At 60.2% G+C, this 14,622-nt stretch carries 19 protein-coding genes; 6 read left to right on the top strand and 13 right to left on the bottom strand.

Annotated features, from left to right (window positions below; all coding sequences use genetic code 11):
* Positions 1-148: 148 nt before the first annotated feature.
* Entirely contained in the window at positions 149-859 is a 711-nt protein-coding gene (locus FFS13_RS18130) for a tRNA-uridine aminocarboxypropyltransferase (RefSeq protein WP_137820452.1), read from the top strand.
* A gap of 122 nt (positions 860-981) precedes the next feature.
* Here the strand turns inward: FFS13_RS18130 and FFS13_RS18125 are convergent, their stop codons facing one another.
* Positions 982-1,884, bottom strand: coding sequence for a DMT family transporter (locus FFS13_RS18125; protein ID WP_137820451.1), 903 nt, complete (start codon positions 1,882-1,884; stop codon positions 982-984).
* A gap of 117 nt (positions 1,885-2,001) precedes the next feature.
* Here FFS13_RS18125 and erdR point away from each other — a divergent pair, with 117 nt between their 5' ends.
* A complete protein-coding gene (gene erdR / locus FFS13_RS18120) occupies positions 2,002-2,652 on the top strand; it encodes a response regulator transcription factor ErdR (protein ID WP_137820450.1) in 651 nt (216 codons plus the stop codon).
* A gap of 84 nt (positions 2,653-2,736) precedes the next feature.
* On the top strand, positions 2,737-3,099 hold the full coding sequence (locus tag FFS13_RS18115; RefSeq protein WP_137820449.1) for a diacylglycerol kinase: 363 nt from the start codon (positions 2,737-2,739) through the stop codon (positions 3,097-3,099).
* A gap of 44 nt (positions 3,100-3,143) precedes the next feature.
* Here the strand turns inward: FFS13_RS18115 and FFS13_RS18110 are convergent, their stop codons facing one another.
* Entirely contained in the window at positions 3,144-4,073 is a 930-nt protein-coding gene (locus FFS13_RS18110) for a LysR family transcriptional regulator (protein ID WP_137820448.1), read from the bottom strand.
* Positions 4,074-4,189: 116 nt separating this feature from the next.
* Between FFS13_RS18110 and fpr the strand changes: the two genes are divergently transcribed.
* Positions 4,190-4,969, top strand: a complete 780-nt coding sequence (gene fpr / locus FFS13_RS18105) for a ferredoxin-NADP reductase (RefSeq protein ID WP_137820447.1) — start codon at positions 4,190-4,192, stop codon at positions 4,967-4,969.
* A 93-nt stretch (positions 4,970-5,062) separates the two neighbouring features.
* Here fpr and FFS13_RS18100 read toward each other — a convergent pair whose 3' ends face one another.
* The gene (locus FFS13_RS18100; protein WP_137820446.1) at positions 5,063-5,473 is read right to left on the bottom strand and encodes a VOC family protein; all 411 of its coding nucleotides are present in this window, start codon (positions 5,471-5,473) and stop codon (positions 5,063-5,065) included.
* A gap of 60 nt (positions 5,474-5,533) precedes the next feature.
* Here FFS13_RS18100 and FFS13_RS18095 point away from each other — a divergent pair, with 60 nt between their 5' ends.
* Positions 5,534-5,839, top strand: a complete 306-nt coding sequence (locus FFS13_RS18095; protein ID WP_137820445.1) for a putative quinol monooxygenase — start codon at positions 5,534-5,536, stop codon at positions 5,837-5,839.
* A gap of 77 nt (positions 5,840-5,916) precedes the next feature.
* On the opposite strand, the gene tsaA is transcribed toward FFS13_RS18095, so the two are convergent.
* The 9 genes from tsaA to FFS13_RS18050 form a co-directional block, all read right to left on the bottom strand.
* Entirely contained in the window at positions 5,917-6,609 is a 693-nt protein-coding gene (gene tsaA, locus FFS13_RS18090; RefSeq protein WP_137820444.1) for a tRNA (N6-threonylcarbamoyladenosine(37)-N6)-methyltransferase TrmO, read from the bottom strand.
* 60 nt (positions 6,610-6,669) lie between these two features.
* A complete protein-coding gene (locus FFS13_RS18085) occupies positions 6,670-7,461 on the bottom strand; it encodes a DUF2182 domain-containing protein (RefSeq protein ID WP_256657943.1) in 792 nt (263 codons plus the stop codon).
* A 23-nt stretch (positions 7,462-7,484) separates the two neighbouring features.
* A complete protein-coding gene (locus tag FFS13_RS18080; protein ID WP_137820443.1) occupies positions 7,485-8,120 on the bottom strand; it encodes a DUF1326 domain-containing protein in 636 nt (211 codons plus the stop codon).
* A gap of 163 nt (positions 8,121-8,283) precedes the next feature.
* Positions 8,284-9,054 (bottom strand): SDR family oxidoreductase, encoded by a 771-nt coding sequence (locus tag FFS13_RS18075; RefSeq protein WP_137820442.1) that lies wholly within the window; start codon positions 9,052-9,054, stop codon positions 8,284-8,286.
* Positions 9,055-9,188: 134 nt separating this feature from the next.
* Positions 9,189-9,650: a DUF1456 family protein gene (locus tag FFS13_RS18070; RefSeq protein ID WP_137820441.1), complete on the bottom strand. Its 462-nt coding sequence runs from the start codon at positions 9,648-9,650 to the stop codon at positions 9,189-9,191.
* Positions 9,651-9,710: 60 nt separating this feature from the next.
* Positions 9,711-10,421: an rRNA pseudouridine synthase gene (locus tag FFS13_RS18065; protein WP_137820440.1), complete on the bottom strand. Its 711-nt coding sequence runs from the start codon at positions 10,419-10,421 to the stop codon at positions 9,711-9,713.
* 220 nt (positions 10,422-10,641) lie between these two features.
* Positions 10,642-11,061: a hypothetical protein gene (locus FFS13_RS18060; protein WP_137820439.1), complete on the bottom strand. Its 420-nt coding sequence runs from the start codon at positions 11,059-11,061 to the stop codon at positions 10,642-10,644.
* Positions 11,062-11,347: 286 nt separating this feature from the next.
* On the bottom strand, positions 11,348-11,650 hold the full coding sequence (locus FFS13_RS18055) for a putative quinol monooxygenase (protein ID WP_137820438.1): 303 nt from the start codon (positions 11,648-11,650) through the stop codon (positions 11,348-11,350).
* A 449-nt stretch (positions 11,651-12,099) separates the two neighbouring features.
* Positions 12,100-12,513, bottom strand: coding sequence for a VOC family protein (locus FFS13_RS18050; RefSeq protein WP_137820437.1), 414 nt, complete (start codon positions 12,511-12,513; stop codon positions 12,100-12,102).
* 157 nt (positions 12,514-12,670) lie between these two features.
* Here FFS13_RS18050 and FFS13_RS18045 point away from each other — a divergent pair, with 157 nt between their 5' ends.
* Positions 12,671-13,717, top strand: a complete 1,047-nt coding sequence (locus tag FFS13_RS18045; RefSeq protein ID WP_137820436.1) for an IS110 family transposase — start codon at positions 12,671-12,673, stop codon at positions 13,715-13,717.
* A gap of 278 nt (positions 13,718-13,995) precedes the next feature.
* Here the strand turns inward: FFS13_RS18045 and FFS13_RS18040 are convergent, their stop codons facing one another.
* Entirely contained in the window at positions 13,996-14,502 is a 507-nt protein-coding gene (locus FFS13_RS18040) for a hypothetical protein (RefSeq protein WP_137820435.1), read from the bottom strand.
* Positions 14,503-14,622 lie beyond the last annotated feature (120 nt).

Raw genomic sequence — 14,622 nt, 5'->3', positions numbered from 1 at the left:
GGTTAAGAGCTTGTTCGCGCTGAACCTTGAACGACCTTAAGTCTGGCTCCCGGCGGTTTTCAGCAAGGCCTCTGATAAACTTCGCCATCTCTTTTGCCCGTCGGAATGTTCCTATGTTCAGCGCTTATCTTTTTGCTCGAAAGCCGCGATGAGCCATGCCGTTTCTCGGCTGCGCGCCGAACGCCTGGAGCGCAGCACCAAGCCTTTCATCGCCCGTGGTTCGCGCGCGGTGCGCTGCGAACATTGCCGGGTGATCGACAGCTATTGCCTGTGCGCCTGGCGCCCACGGATGCAGACGCAGGCAGGTGTCTGCCTGTTGATGCACGACGTGGAACCGTTGAAACCGACCAACACCGGCTGGTTGATTGCCGACGTGGTGCCGGACACCTTCGCCTACAGCTGGTTTCGTACCTCGGTCGAACCCGAGGTGCCGATGCTGCTCAACGATCCGCAGTGGCAACCCTATGTGGTCTTCCCCGGTGAGTTTGTCGCGCCCGAGCGAGTGGTGACCGAGGTCAGCCTGGAGGAGGGCAAGCGCCCACTGTTTATCCTGCTCGATGCGACCTGGACCGAGGCGCGCAAGATGTTCCGTAAGAGTCCCTATCTCGACAGCCTGCCGGTACTCAGCCTGCAACCCGAGCAACTGTCGCGTTATCGCCTGCGGCGCTCCAAGCGCGACGACCATCTGTGTACCTCGGAGGTGGCGGCGTTGTGCCTGGAACTGGCCGGTGAACAACGGGCCGGCGCGGCGCTGGATGCTTATCTGGAGGTGTTTACCGCGCATTACCTGGGCGCCAAATATCAGCGTGCGGTTGATCCCGAAGACGAGACGCACCAGCGGCTGGCGGCGTATCTGTAGGTTTTCCGCAAAGCACTGTTCGAGCGTGCGAGAGCGCTGAGTGCTCTATATCGTCGCCGTCATACCCGCCGCTTTGGCGGGTATGACGGCGTCTTCCGAGCAAACTTGAACCAGCAAGACGGTCACGCGGTGTTGGTTGCAAGCGGGTCGGTGTCGAGCTTCTTCGGCCACAGTTGCGCCACCAGCATCCCGGCGAACATCAAGCCGCAGCCGATATAGCCGCGCAGGTGCAGCGACTCGTCGAGCAACAGGGCGCCGGCAATGGCGGCGAATACCGCCTCCAGCGAGAAGATGATGGCCGCGTGGGAGGCGATGGCATCTTTCTGCGCTATTACCTGCAAGGTGTAGCCGATACCGACGGAGATCAGCCCGCCATAAATAATCGCCGGGCCGGCGGCAACGATGTTGTCCACATGAATCTCTTCGAACACCAGCGCCAGCAGCAGGCTAACCAGCGCACACACGGCGAACTGGATGGCCGCCAGACGGATCGGGTCATAGCGGCTGGCGAAAAAGCCCACCAGCAACACATGGATGCCCCAGACGAAGGCGCCGGCCAGTTGCAGCCAGTCGCCGGAGGCTACGTGGAAATTCTCGCCGACGCTCAGCAGGAACATGCCGAGCACCGCCAGGCTCGCACCCAGCCAGGTGCCGAGGCCGGTCTTGTGACCCAGGGCCAAGCCCAGCAGCGGCACTATGATCACATACAGCCCGGTGATAAAGCCGGAGTTGGTCACGCTGGTGAACAGCAAACCAACCTGTTGCAGATTGATCCCCAGCGATAGCGCGATACCCATCAGTACGCCGCCGAACAGCAGGCCAGGGTTCAGCGGTTGTTTTGCCCCTGCGGCTGGCCTGCGCAACACCAGCGGCAGCAAGACCAAGGTGCCGAGGGCAAAGCGCAGGGCGGAATACAGGTACGGGCCGATCGAGTCCATGCCTATGCGTTGAGCGACAAAGGCGCTACCCCAGATCACCGCGGTAATCAGCATTAATAGGTCGGCGCGCAGGGTTTGGCTTCGCATGGGCGTTCTCGGCAAGAAAGCCGCAGACTGTGCCGTAAAGCTTGGAACTTGACCACCCCAGCATGGCTCGGCATGCTGGGCGCCGCCTCCGGCCCACAACAAGAACAGGATATGCCCATGGCCGCCTACGAAATCCTGATTGCCGACGATCATCCGTTGTTTCGCAGTGCCCTCCAGCAGGCGCTAACGCTGGGCCTTGGCCCGCAAGTGCGGCTGGTGGAAGCCGCCAGCATCGCCGAACTGGAAGCCCGCCTGGGCGAAAAAGCCGACTGGGATCTGGTTCTGCTCGACCTGAATATGCCGGGCGCCTATGGCTTCTCTGGCCTGGCGCTGCTGCGCGGGCAGTATCCGCAGGTTCCGGTGGTGATGGTGTCGGCCCAGGAAGAGGCCGCCGTGGTCGCCCGTGCCCGCGCCTTTGGTGCCAGTGGTTTTATTCCGAAATCCAGTTCGCTGGAAACCATTCAGCAGGCCGTGCGGGTGGTGCTCGAGGGCGAGGTTTGGTGGCCGCCGCTGGCGCTCGAGGGGGCCAGTGTGTCGGCCGAAGCCAAGGCCGCCAGTGCCGGGCTGGCGAGCCTGACGCCGCAGCAGTTCCGGGTGTTGACCATGGTCTGCGATGGCCTGCTGAATAAACAGATCGCTTACGAGCTGAACGTTTCCGAGGCGACGATCAAGGCCCACGTCACCGCCATCTTCCGCAAGCTGGGCGTGCGCACGCGGACTCAGGCGGCGCTGTTGTTGCAACATCTGGAATCCATCCCTGCCAACTGAGCCGGCCTGCCGCATCGGGTTTTCACGGATTTTTGACTGTTTTTGGCATAGCCTGCGGCCCTCACACATTTTGGTTGTTTTCCTATGTCGCCATTCAAGGGCCAGACCGGCCTGAAACGCATCCTTAACGCCGCCGGCTATTCGTTCGATGGCCTGCGCGCCGCCTTCACCGGTGAGGCCGCTTTTCGCCAACTGGTGTTGCTGAATGTGCTGCTGATTCCGCTGGCGTTCTACTTCGACGTCAGCCGCGGCGAGCGGGCGTTGATGATTGCCGTGTGCTTGGTGGCCTTGATCGTTGAACTGCTCAACTCGGCAGTCGAAGCGGCAATCGACCGCATCTCGCTGGATCCGCACCCGCTGTCGAAGAATGCCAAGGACATGGGCAGCGCCGCGCAGTTTGTCGCGCTGAGCCTGATCGCCAGCGTCTGGGCGGTCATTCTGCTGTAGGGCGTCCGCGCATGGATGTACCGCGAGTCCGGTGCATCCACCTTCTAGTAGGCAATCGACGGCAACACGATCTCGTCGCTGCGGCTGACGCCTGCCGTCAATTGGCGGCATTGCTCGAGAAACTCGCGCATGGCGCTGGTCTGGTACTTCTGTTTGTGCCAGATGAAGTAGAACTGCCGGGTGAGGTCCAGCTCCGGGGTTTCCACCGCCACCAGACTGCCCCGGCGGAACGCATCGCGCAGCGCCAGGCGCGAGATGCAGCCGATCCCCAGGCCGGATTCCACCGCCCGTTTGATCGCCTCGGTATGCTCCAGCTCCAGGCGGATATTCAGCGCCGTCGGGTGATGGCGCATCGCCTGATCGAAGGTCAGGCGCGTACCCGAGCCCTGCTCGCGCAGAATCCACGCCTCACGGGTCAGTTCCTCCAAATTGGCTTGGCCACTGCTGGCGAGCGGATGCTGCGGCGCGCAGAACACCACCAGCTCATCCTCCACCCAGGGCTGCACTTCGATATCCGGGTGCTGACAGTCACCCTCGATCAGGCCCAGATCGATCTCGTAGTGCGCCACCTGTTGCACCACGTGAGCGGTGTTCTGCACATGCAGTTTGACCCGGCACTCCGGGTGGTGCTGCATGAAGCTGCCGATCAGCAGGGTCGCCAGGTAATTGCCCACCGTCAGGGTGGCGCCGACGGCAAGCGAGCTGAAGCCGCTTTTGCCGTTGAGCATGCGCTCGATTTCTTTCGCCTGATCCAACAGCGCTACCGCTTGTGGCAACAGCTGATGGCCGAGGGCGTTGAGCGACAGGCGTTTACCGGCGCGGTCGAACAGCTGGCAGTTGGATTGCCGCTCCAGCTCAGTCACCGAGGTGCTGGCGGCCGACTGCGAGAGGGCCAGGGAGGCTGCCGCGCGCGACACGCTTTCCTGCTGCGCGACGGCGACAAAGACCTGAAGTTGACGGAGAGTGAATCGCATATCTATATAACCGATAACCTATATCTTAATAATTCACTTAACAGATATTGTGGCCGCCCTTAAGATGCCACGCAACTGCACCCGTCGGGTGTGAGCGACTTTCCGAGGAAGCCTGCATGAGCAATCTGAACGTAGAGCGTGTGCTCAGCGTCCACCATTGGAACGATACCCTGTTCAGCTTCAAGACCACCCGCAATCCTGGCCTGCGTTTCGAGAACGGCCAGTTTGTGATGATCGGTCTGCAGCAAGAGAACGGGCGCCCGCTGATGCGTGCTTACTCGATCGCCAGCCCGAACTACGAAGAGCACCTGGAGTTCTTCAGCATCAAGGTTCAGGACGGCCCGCTGACCTCGCAACTGCAACACCTGAAGCCAGGTGACGAGCTGATGGTCAGCCGCAAACCGACCGGCACCCTGGTGCTGGATGACCTGCTGCCGGGCAAACACCTCTACCTGCTCAGCACCGGCACCGGTCTGGCGCCGTTCATGAGTGTGATCCAGGACCCTGAGACCTACGAGCGTTTCGAGAAGGTCATCCTGATTCACGGCGTGCGCTACGTGAACGAAGTGGCGTACCGGGAGTTCATCACCGAGCACCTGCCACAGAATGAATTCTTCGGTGACGCGCTGAAAGAAAAGCTGATCTATTACCCCACGGTGACTCGTGAGGAATTCGAGAACATGGGGCGCCTGACCGATCTGATGCGCAGCGGCAAGCTGTTCAGCGACATCGGCCTGCCACCGATCAACCCGCAGGACGACCGCGCGATGATCTGCGGTAGCCCGAGCATGCTCGATGAGACCAGCGAAGTGCTGGACAGCTTCGGCCTGAAAATCTCGGCACGCATGGGCGAGCCGGGTGACTACTTGATCGAACGTGCCTTCGTCGAGAAGTAAGCCGCTCGCGCCACCTGAGGAGCCCGCCAATTGGCGGGCTTTTTTGTCTCTGCCTAGAGGCTATTTTCAAAATCGGCGAGTGCAGCCAGCTGCTCAGGCGTGGTTGAAACGCTGGCCGGACAGCGCCGGGTGATAGATCGGCTGCACCTTGTTGCCGGCGGGGTCGAGCAGATGAAAGCTGCGCGCGCCATCGCCGTGATCGAAGGGACGGTCGAGCAGGGTGACGCCCTGCGCCTGCAGGTACTGATACCAGGCTTCCAGCTCTTCGACGCTGTCGACGATAAAACCGTAGTGATCGACCGCCTGCACACCGCTGCTCTCGGCATAGGCGCGGCCGAGGGAGAGGTTGTCGTTGCCGCAGGTCAGGTACACCAGGTCTTCATTGGCACGGTGCAGCACTTGCATGCCGAGCACCTCGACATAGAAGCGCTCACAGGCTTCCAGGTTCGGCACCAGGAGGGCCAGGTGGCGTAAGCCGTTAAGCTGGCTGGGGCGGCTGGGCATTTTCTTGTACTCCAATTTGTATACAATTCGCTGAGAATATAAGACAAAAAGGATGGCTCTGTGTACTGCCTGATTCTCAAGACCCAGCTAAAGCCCAACAGCTTCGAGGCCTTTATGGCCGCCATGCGCGTCAACGCCGCCGCCTCGGTGCGCGATGAGCCAGGCTGCCTGGTGTTCGATGTGCTGCGTGATCGCAGCGATCCGGATCTGCTTTATCTCTACGAGGTTTACACCGACGAGGCGGCATTTGAGGCGCATATGCTGACGGCGCACTTCCTCGCCAGCCGGCCGCTGGTCAATCCACTGATCGTCACCCAGGAGGTGATGGAGGCCGATGGGCTGGCGCTTAATCCGGCGCGTAGCTGACGGGGCAAGGCTGTAGGGGGGCATGAATTCGCCCCTGAAGAACCGCGACTCGAGTTCTCTGCCCTGGGTCTCGATGCCTAGGCTTTAGCCACTTCCACCACGCAGATGCGCGTGGGCTCGGGATAGTGCCAGCGCACTTCCACATCCCACAGGCGGGTGCCGTAGCGACGTGAGGGTTCCGGCTGCTGATAGGCCGGGCGCGGGTCTTGCGCCAGGCACTGCTCGATCAACTCGACCAGGGGCTCGCCGAGGCGCTGCGCCTGCGCCTGGGCCTGTGCTAGCGCGGCGTCAGACCACTCCACGGCAATCAGCTGCGGGGCCGCGTCGGCAATCCGGTTGAAGGCCGTATCGAGCCGGTCGGCATAGGGTACGTAGGGTTTGATATCCAGCACTGGCGTGCCGTCCAGCAGGTCGATACCGGACAGCCAGAGTTTGCCGGGTTCGACCCGTTCCAGCTTGACTACCGACTGACCGATGCCATTGGGCCGGTGCGTCGAGCGGGTGGCGAACACCCCGAGCGATTGATTTCCGCCGAGGCGCGGCGGGCGTACCTTCAAGCGCGGTTTGTCTTCCAGCGCCTGATGAAAGAGGAACAGCAGCCAGACATGGCTGACCTGCTCCAGGCCTTCGATGGCTTCGGCTTGATCGAACGGCGGCACCAGCTCCAGCACGCCACGCGCGGCCGGCGCCAATTGTGGCTGGCGCGGAATGGCAAATTTCTCCTTGAAGCAGGAGCGGACGAAACCGATGGGGGATACGGAGTAGGGCATGGGAATAAGACTGGCCAGGAACCGCGCCATCATACCTGCGCAGGGGCGCTTGGCCAGTGCTCATGCGTGCAGCAGCAGGAACACCCCCCAACCTAGCAGCAGCAGGCCACCCAGGCGGCTGAACCAGCGCCCGCCGGGCAGGGTCTTTTCGAGCAGGACATAGCCGCCGATCATCGCGACCCACAGCAGGTTCATCACCCCGCCAACGAACAACAGGCCCATCAGCATCCAGCAGCAGCCCAGGCAGTACAGGCCGTGGGCCAGGCCCATACGCCAGCCGCCACGCACGCCAGGACGCCAGTACGCCAGCAAGAAATGCAGCGGCCCACGGCAGCGCTCCAGGCAGGCGGCCTTGGTGGGCAACAGTTGGTAAGTGCCGGCAGCCAACAGCAGGCCCGCGGCCAGGACGGGGTTGCCGCGCAGCTCGGGGCTGAGCAGGGCGAGCTGCTCCAGGCCCCATTGCAGCAAGGTGGCGAGCAGGCTGAAGCCACTCCAGACCAGCACATAGGCCAGGCAGAACAGCGATAGGGCCCAGCGCCTCTGTGGGTTTGGCAGGCGTTTGCGCAGCATCAGCTGGTACATCAGCAGCATCGGCATGGCGCTGGGCAGCATCATGCCGATCATCATCACCACCCACATGGCGAACATCAGCACTGCTTCGCCGAAGCTCCAGGGCATCGGCATGCCGGCCATGGCCATGTCCGCCATACCACCAGGCTCAATCATGCCCTTGCCCAGCCGCAACAGCGCCAGCCACGCCAGGCCGGTCAGCGCCGACAGGCACAGCAACAACAGCCATTGCTCCCTACGCAACGGCCATAGGCGCGGGCTGGGCTGGGCTTTTTCAGCCACGCCCTCGGATAACCTGAGCACCCTTAGCGCACCACTCCCTGACCGGTGAAATGCAATCGGGCGAAGTGCCCATGGCCCTGCTTCGAGCTGATCTTGATGGCGCCGTGGGTGCGATAACTGCCACTGGCCATTTCCGCCTCGGTGAATTCAAAGCCGTTGGGCAGGATCAGGCGGGCTTCCTGCGGCTCACCGGTGACGGGATTGCGGATCGGTTCACCGGTCACCTCCAGCACGCCGGGGATCCGCGTGTGCGCCTGACGGCTGGCCATGTCGACCGAGAACTCGATCGGCACGAACTGCGGTTCGTACATTTCGGTGATGGTGCTACTGAACACCTGGAACACGGTGGCGCCGGGTTCCGTCTCCTGGCCGGAAAGGATGGTCAGGAGTGCCTCGCGTTGCGCTGGCGAGGCCTTGTCCTCGATAAACACCTGGCAACGGCCATTGCCCTCATGGATGGCGCCGGGCCAGGCGAAAGTGCCCACCCAGCACAGGTCATCCAGGGATATGTCGTTGAAGTGCCCGTGCTCCACCCGCATCGAAACCACGGCTTCGCAATTGCCGTGGGTGGGGAGGGCGCTGAATTGGCACGGGCAGCCCCAGTTGCAGTTGCAGGAGGCGAATTCGGTCCCCTGCAAACGCCAGTTTGCCTTGTTCACTGCTAACCTCCTTCTCGCTTTTCTAGCGCGAGAGGTCGCGTTATCCCCATCCAATAACGCTAGCAGAGCCGGGGCACGGAGCAGCGGTAGCCGACCAAGGGCCCAAGGCCTGACCGGCTGTCGCCCACCGCGACCCGTGCGAGCGGCAGGCGGCAGGCGCGCCTCAGAGGCTGAAGCCGCCGTCGATGGGGATGATAGTGCCGGTCATGTAGGCCCCGGCGGTGCTCGCCAGGCTGATGGCCAGTGCCGCCATCTCTTCTTCACGACCCCAGCGCTTCATCGGGATCAGCGCGCTGTCTTCGGCCAGCGCCTCGGCATCCTTGGCGATATGGCTGGTCATCTTGCTCGGGAAGCGCCCGGGGGCGATGACGTTGACGTTGATGTGCTGGCTGACCAGCTCGCGCGCCAGTATCCGCGACAGCTGGTGCAGCGCCGCCTTGCTCGGGCCATAGGCATAGGCGTCTTCGCCGAAGGAGGAAATCCCCGCCACCGAGCCGATATTGATGATCCGCGCGGGGTTCGCCGCCGAGCCGGCCTTGCGCAGCAGCGGCAGCAAGTGCTGGATGCAGCTGAACACCGAGGTGACGTTCAGCTGCATGACCTTCTCCCAGCCCTTCACCGGATAACTTTCCAGGGGTGCGCCCCAGGTAGTGCCGGCGTTGTTCACCAGGATATCCAGCTGGCCGATTTCACTGCTCAGTTGCGCCGCCAGCGCCTCTACCGCTTCTTCGCTGATCAAGTTGGCCGGAATGCCGCGGCACTCGCCGAAGGCCGACAGTTCGGCAGCGGTCTGTGCGCAGGCCTCGGCGTCGCGGGCGCAGACATACACCCTGGCGCCGGCCTCGACGAAGGCCTTGGCAATCATCTTGCCGATGCCACGGGTACCGCCGGTGACCAAGGCCGTGCGGCCTTGCAGGGAGAAGTAGGGGTGCATGGCGAGTCCTCTGAGCGATGGGTGGGCATACCCTAATCGGCGCGAGGGCATCGCGGAGGCACTATTGCGCTTGGGAATGCACGGCCATGCGCCGCGGGGTGGTGGCCAAGCCGTCCCCCCATAGGCCAAGTTGCTTAGCCGCGAATACGCAGGGTCAGGCCCTTGAGGAAGTTTCTCAGCAACTGATCGCCGCAGGTGCGGTAGTTGCTGTGGCCAAACTTGCGAAATAGTGCGCTCAACTCCGGTTTGGAGACCGGAAAGTCAGCGGCTTGCAGAATGGCGTGCATGTCGTCTTCTTTCAGCTCGAAGGCCACACGGAGTTTTTTCAGCACCATGTTGTTGGTGACCGGCAGTTCCATCGGATGCGCCGGGCGGCTTTCGTCCTTGCCACGCTTATGGAACACCAGGCCGTCGAGGAAGTGCGCCATCACTTCATCGCTGCAATCGGCATAACCCTCTTCTTCGTCTTTCTTCAGAAATGCGCTCACGGCGCTTGGCTGAACGTCGTAATCCGCGAGCTTGATGATCTCGACGACCTTGGCATCGCTGATGTCGAGCATGTAGCGCACGCTGCGCAATACATCGTTATTGATCATTGTGGTGTCCTGATTAATTCATAAAGAGACAGCGCCGCAGCGCTGTCAGCGAGCGCGGGATTAGAACTTCTCGGTCGCCGCCAGATAACGCCATTGTCCTGGCTGCAATTTGCCCATGGAGACGCCACCGATGCGGATACGCTTCATGCTGATGACCGTCAGCCCGACGCTGGCGCACATGCGCGCGATCTGGCCCGGTTGCGGATTCTTCAGGGCAAAGCGTAGGCGGGTTTCGTTCTGCCAGCTGGCCTTCACCGGCGGCAGTACCCAACCCTTGTAGGTCAGGCCGTGGTTGAGCCGGTTGAGCCCGTGCTCGGCGATCTCGCCAGCCACCTCGACGATGTACTCCTGTTCGAGTTTGGCCGCATCGTCAGTCAGCTTGCGCAGCACACGCCAATCCTGGGTGAACACCAGCAAACCGCCGGCATCCGCTTGCAATGCCGCGGTCGGGCTCAGCCGTACAAAGTGGCCCTTGAGTGGGCGGGTGCCGTAGCGGTGATCAACCGACAGCGTCGCCGGGCTGATCAACTGCAAGGCCGCACTGGAGTCAGGTGCCGGTGGCTGATGCAGCAGCAGGGTGACCGGCTCGGCTTTGCTCAGCACGGCATCCGGGAGTAGCTCGACCCTCTGTTTCTGCACCTTGAACTGCGGCTCCTCGACCACCTCGCCGTCAACCGTGACCCAGCCACCCTCAATGTACAGCTCCGCCTCCCGGCGAGAGCAGCCGACCAGCTCGACAAGGCGTTTAGAGAGGCGAATGGGGTCTGTCATGACAAGGGCCGTGAAGGAGAGGGCGGCCATTGTAACCGCCCCGGCTGGGTTAATACGGGCAACCCCGAATAAACCTGCTGGATGACCTTGCGGTGCCGCAGTCGCTTGCCCTTTTGGCAATGCGCATTGCAGCCGCTTTGAGCTGGCGTCCTGAGCTGCTTGCTGAGCCTGACGTTTTTTCACGCTCGGGTTCAGCCGACCGCGCCAGCGATACGACGGCTCAGGCCCAGTTGCTGAGGAGCGCGAGGATATAAAGGGCAGTAGCCAAAAGGATGCCGCGAAACGGAATGCTGAACCAGTAGCGTTTGCCCAAGAAGACATAGCCCAAGAGCAGTAGCAGCCCAAGCGACAGAAGGAAGATGGACTGGAACAAGAACGCACCGTGCATCAGCGACAGGTAGCCGTACACGCCGCCGAACAGGATGGCACCGTAGCTGTGGCTAGCGTTGAAGCCGACCCAGGCCTTCCACATGGTTGTTTCGCGGGTGATTACCGGCGAAACCTCCTGCATGCGCGCCAGTAGCTCAGGATCGCGGGGCAGCAGCTTAGAGCCGTAGAAGGTGTACAAAAGGTGAACGAGGCCAAGCAGCAGAATGATCGCCGCGCTGCCGGCAATGAGCGAAGATGGAAGCGTGCTCAATGTGATGACTCCCTATGCCTAACAATTGAATTTGCCAGACGCCGAAGGCAGTCCGGTGCAATGAAGGATTAGACCTTAGCGTTAGAGCTTGCCGATTGAGTGCGACCAACAAGATGGTGCGGATTTGCTGGGCAGTGTGGTGCCATGAGCGGCGCTTCAGCGGTAACTGGTAAAGCAACTTTCCCTAACGTTCGAGCTGAGCCGACCCGCGAGGCAGGACGCCCTGCCTCGCGGGTCGGCTCTCGAGCGAGGGGTTAGGCATCACCCCCCGCGCGGTCGCGCAGGCTCAAGCAGCGGGCTCGTGAGAGGAGACGTGAAAGATTGTCGCCTCAGGTTCACCTGCGAGCAGGTCCGGAAAGAGGCCCATGATTTTATGAACCTCCGGCAAGGACTCCTGTCGGTCCAGGGCGGTGCGATCCAAGAAGACCTCGGTGGCGATGAACGTATTTGGATCCAGGATGTCGCGGCCGATGTCGAAGTGGACGACACCATCGAGTCTGCGGCTCGCTCTGGCGACCTCCGCGAGCGCTGCAATGGCTTGATCTACCTTCTCAGGCCTGCACTGCATTTTGAACCGTTCGATAAGCATGGTTCCGTACTCCTTTCAGATGCCGAGGAGACAGTAGCGTCACTCGTGGCTCGATTGTGCTCCGTGCAAGTGACCGTTGGTATACGTGTCGAACCGCCCTCCGGATGCTCCTCAGGGTACAGAACGAGGGACTGGCCTGTGGCGTTGGAGATCCAAGGTGCGTCCGTGTGATGCCTAACGAATCTGTAGAAAACCCCCAAAACCACTCCCGCCGTTTATTTCCACAACGTTTTTTTTCGTGTTGTTGAAATGCGTGGTCGTGGCCGGGGTGTTTCGGGATTGGTGTGTTGGAAGACCACCCTGAAACCATCGGCTGCATATTAAGCGCCTCAGGGGCATCAAGAGTGTCTGTGTGCGGGGGCTTGGATTCATTGCCAGGCCCCTTGGGTCGCCAGTTTTTCGATGTTGTGCGTCAGGCAATAGAGCTTCCATTGCCCATATACGCCTTGTTAGGCAGCACGCTCACCGATATATTCGAAGAAACGATATAAATACCCGTCAGGGTCGGCAACAAAAAACTCTCTTTGGCCGTGCGCTATCTCGCCCGCACGATACCATTCTTCTGTTATTTCCGACGCCAGTGGAATAGATGCAGCCTGTAAGCGGGAAAGTAACTCGGAGATTGAATTTAGCTCGATTTGAAAGTGAAGACCTTTCCCGTTAGGGCCAGTGCGGTTAATTTGATAAATGTCAGCGCCTGGGCTTTGCAAAAGCATTATTTGGGCGCCACTTAAATCAAAATATCCAAATCTATCTTCTAGGCGTTCGAAGCTAAGATTGAAGCCGAAAATCTCTGTGTAAAATTTCTTTGAGATTTCGTAGCTGTTCACGACCAACTCAGGGACTAAAGGATTCCATTCCATACAATGATTTCTCTCGTGTGCCTAACGTTTGGTTAAGGGGCCAGCTTTAGCTGGTCCCGAGTGAGCGAAGCGAGCGGGCTTGAATGCTGTAATGGACTCTCCTTGCACCACACTTCTGCGAACCGAACAGTTCGTGGTGATCGCTGGGAGAGTCGCTATGCACAAGCGTATTGCAGTTGATTTGGCCAAGTCCGTTTACCAAGTTGCCGAGAGTGTCCATGTCGGTCAGGTGAGTCAGCGCAAGCGGCTGAGTCGAGAAGCGTTCCAGCGATATATACAGGAGCAGATCGAGCCGGTCGAGTGGGTGATGGAAGCCTGCGGCACCGCCCACTATTGGGGGCGCCTGGCGCAATCGCTGGGGCATCGAGTGATCCTGTTGCATGCGCGCTATGTAAGGCCCTACCGGCGGCGTAACAAGACCGACCGTAATGACTGCGACGCCATCCTCGAAGCGGGGCGCTGCAAGGGCATTCATCCGGTGCCGGTGAAGAGTCACGAGCAGCAGCAAGTGCAACAGTTGCACGGCCTGCGGGAAACCTGGAAGAAGAGCCGCACCCAGCGCATCAACCTGCTCCGCGGCATTCTTCGTGAGGCCGGTATCGAAGCGCCGGCAGCGACTGCTGCATTTCTGCGCGCGGCCCAGGAGTTGGTCGATCGGCCTGAGGTGGCGCCACTGAGCGGCCAACTGCATATCGTCCTGGCGGAGATCAACCTGTATGAGCAATGCATGATCGAGTGCGAACAGCAACTCAAGCGCTGGCATGCCGACGACGAGATCGTGCACAAGCTGGATGAAGTCAGTGGCATCGGCCTGCTGACCGCCAGTGCCTTGAAGGCAGCCGTCGGCCAGCCCGAACGTTTTGCCAGTGGTCGTCAGTTGAGTGCCTGGTTGGGCATGACCCCGCGCGAATACAGCAGCGGCAACAGTCGCAAGCTGGGGCACATCAGCCGTCAGGGCAACACCTATGTGCGCACCTTGCTGATCCACGGCGCGCGCGCCGCCTTATTGGCAGCCCAGCGCTGTCAGGCTAAAACGCCAGAGCGGCTGACCGCATTGCAGCGCTGGGCTACACAAACGGCAGCGCGCATTGGCCATAACAAGGCCACCGTGGCGTTGGCAAACAAAATGGTGAGGATCTGCTGGGCGGTGTGGTGTCACGAGCGGAGATTCAGTGGTAACTGGCAAAGCAAGCAGCCCGCCTGATGGCGGGCAAGGGTAATCAGGAAGAGGGTTTCTGGTGGTTGTGGTGAACAGCGACACTGTCGGAACGGGCGAGTCCTGCAGCGGAACAAGGCCGATAACAATGCTGATCTTTGTGATCGATTGAGCGCTTGGCCCCCGCTGCGCGAACTACAGAGTGGCCAGGGCGTAAACGCCCAACACAGGCCGAATATACGAATGCAACCGCACTGACGACAGGGTTGGTAAAGCGTTACTCACCGCTTGCGGGGAGAGTCCATATACCACTTGTTAGGCTCTGCTCATTGCTTGGTAGTAGAGGCCGGTTTTATCTTGTAATGGAACACCGCATAGGCAATGCCTGATGATGAATGAATGTTATCTATTTTTTCTAGTGCGGATTTGAAACTTTTAAGTTGTTTATAATCCGACTCTATGTCGCCCCTTACTTGCATCTCCACACTAGAAGGCTGCGAGGTTGTTAATTTGAATCTAACCATAACCTCAAAGGAGGATGGGCTGCCCTTGAAGGAGTTGACTGCGGCGCTCTTTACAGAGTTATAAAGATTATCGAAGTCGGCCTCTGGGATGTTCTGTGAGCATTGATCTTCAGGGTTGTAATGTTGTAGCTCCGCAAGCTCTATATTTTCCGCTGTAAATGCTTCGTTGTCTGGGAGAAATGTTCTCCAAGCTGGGCCACAGGCTACTTTTGAGAACTCTTCTTTTTCTTCTTTATTTAATGCGCTCGCATAAATCGGTTGAAAACTTATGATTACTATGATCGAAAGTGCGGAGATTATTGTCTTCATTGCGGGCCTAACGAGACTGTAGAAAAACCCCAAAACCACTCCCGCCATCAAGGCTCACAGCACTTTTTTAAGAAGCTGGGAGCGCATGCGGCAGTGGGCGTTCTTTGGGGATATGTGAGT

This window comes from Pseudomonas sp. 2FG (genome assembly GCF_005502935.1).
In the GTDB taxonomy this organism is placed as follows: domain Bacteria; phylum Pseudomonadota; class Gammaproteobacteria; order Pseudomonadales; family Pseudomonadaceae; genus Aquipseudomonas.
Note: the sequence above shows the minus strand (reverse complement) of the source record. Positions and strands in the feature narration are given on the sequence as shown.

Excerpts from the sequence above, each read along its gene's own strand:
- fpr (WP_137820447.1), top strand. The coding sequence starts at position 4,190 with ATGAGCAATCTGAACGTAGAGCGTGTGCTCAGCGTCCACCATTGGAAC.
- FFS13_RS18040 (WP_137820435.1), bottom strand. The coding sequence starts at position 14,502 with ATGAAGACAATAATCTCCGCACTTTCGATCATAGTAATCATAAGTTTT.
- FFS13_RS18100 (WP_137820446.1), bottom strand. The coding sequence starts at position 5,473 with ATGCCCAGCCGCCCCAGCCAGCTTAACGGCTTACGCCACCTGGCCCTC.
- erdR (WP_137820450.1), top strand. The coding sequence starts at position 2,002 with ATGGCCGCCTACGAAATCCTGATTGCCGACGATCATCCGTTGTTTCGC.
- FFS13_RS18110 (WP_137820448.1), bottom strand. The coding sequence starts at position 4,073 with ATGCGATTCACTCTCCGTCAACTTCAGGTCTTTGTCGCCGTCGCGCAG.
- tsaA (WP_137820444.1), bottom strand. The coding sequence starts at position 6,609 with ATGCCCTACTCCGTATCCCCCATCGGTTTCGTCCGCTCCTGCTTCAAG.
- FFS13_RS18075 (WP_137820442.1), bottom strand. The coding sequence starts at position 9,054 with ATGCACCCCTACTTCTCCCTGCAAGGCCGCACGGCCTTGGTCACCGGC.
- FFS13_RS18115 (WP_137820449.1), top strand. The coding sequence starts at position 2,737 with ATGTCGCCATTCAAGGGCCAGACCGGCCTGAAACGCATCCTTAACGCC.
- FFS13_RS18070 (WP_137820441.1), bottom strand. The coding sequence starts at position 9,650 with ATGATCAATAACGATGTATTGCGCAGCGTGCGCTACATGCTCGACATC.
- FFS13_RS18050 (WP_137820437.1), bottom strand. The coding sequence starts at position 12,513 with ATGGAATGGAATCCTTTAGTCCCTGAGTTGGTCGTGAACAGCTACGAA.
- FFS13_RS18045 (WP_137820436.1), top strand. The coding sequence starts at position 12,671 with ATGCACAAGCGTATTGCAGTTGATTTGGCCAAGTCCGTTTACCAAGTT.
- FFS13_RS18065 (WP_137820440.1), bottom strand. The coding sequence starts at position 10,421 with ATGACAGACCCCATTCGCCTCTCTAAACGCCTTGTCGAGCTGGTCGGC.
- FFS13_RS18055 (WP_137820438.1), bottom strand. The coding sequence starts at position 11,650 with ATGCTTATCGAACGGTTCAAAATGCAGTGCAGGCCTGAGAAGGTAGAT.
- FFS13_RS18125 (WP_137820451.1), bottom strand. The coding sequence starts at position 1,884 with ATGCGAAGCCAAACCCTGCGCGCCGACCTATTAATGCTGATTACCGCG.
- FFS13_RS18130 (WP_137820452.1), top strand. The coding sequence starts at position 149 with ATGAGCCATGCCGTTTCTCGGCTGCGCGCCGAACGCCTGGAGCGCAGC.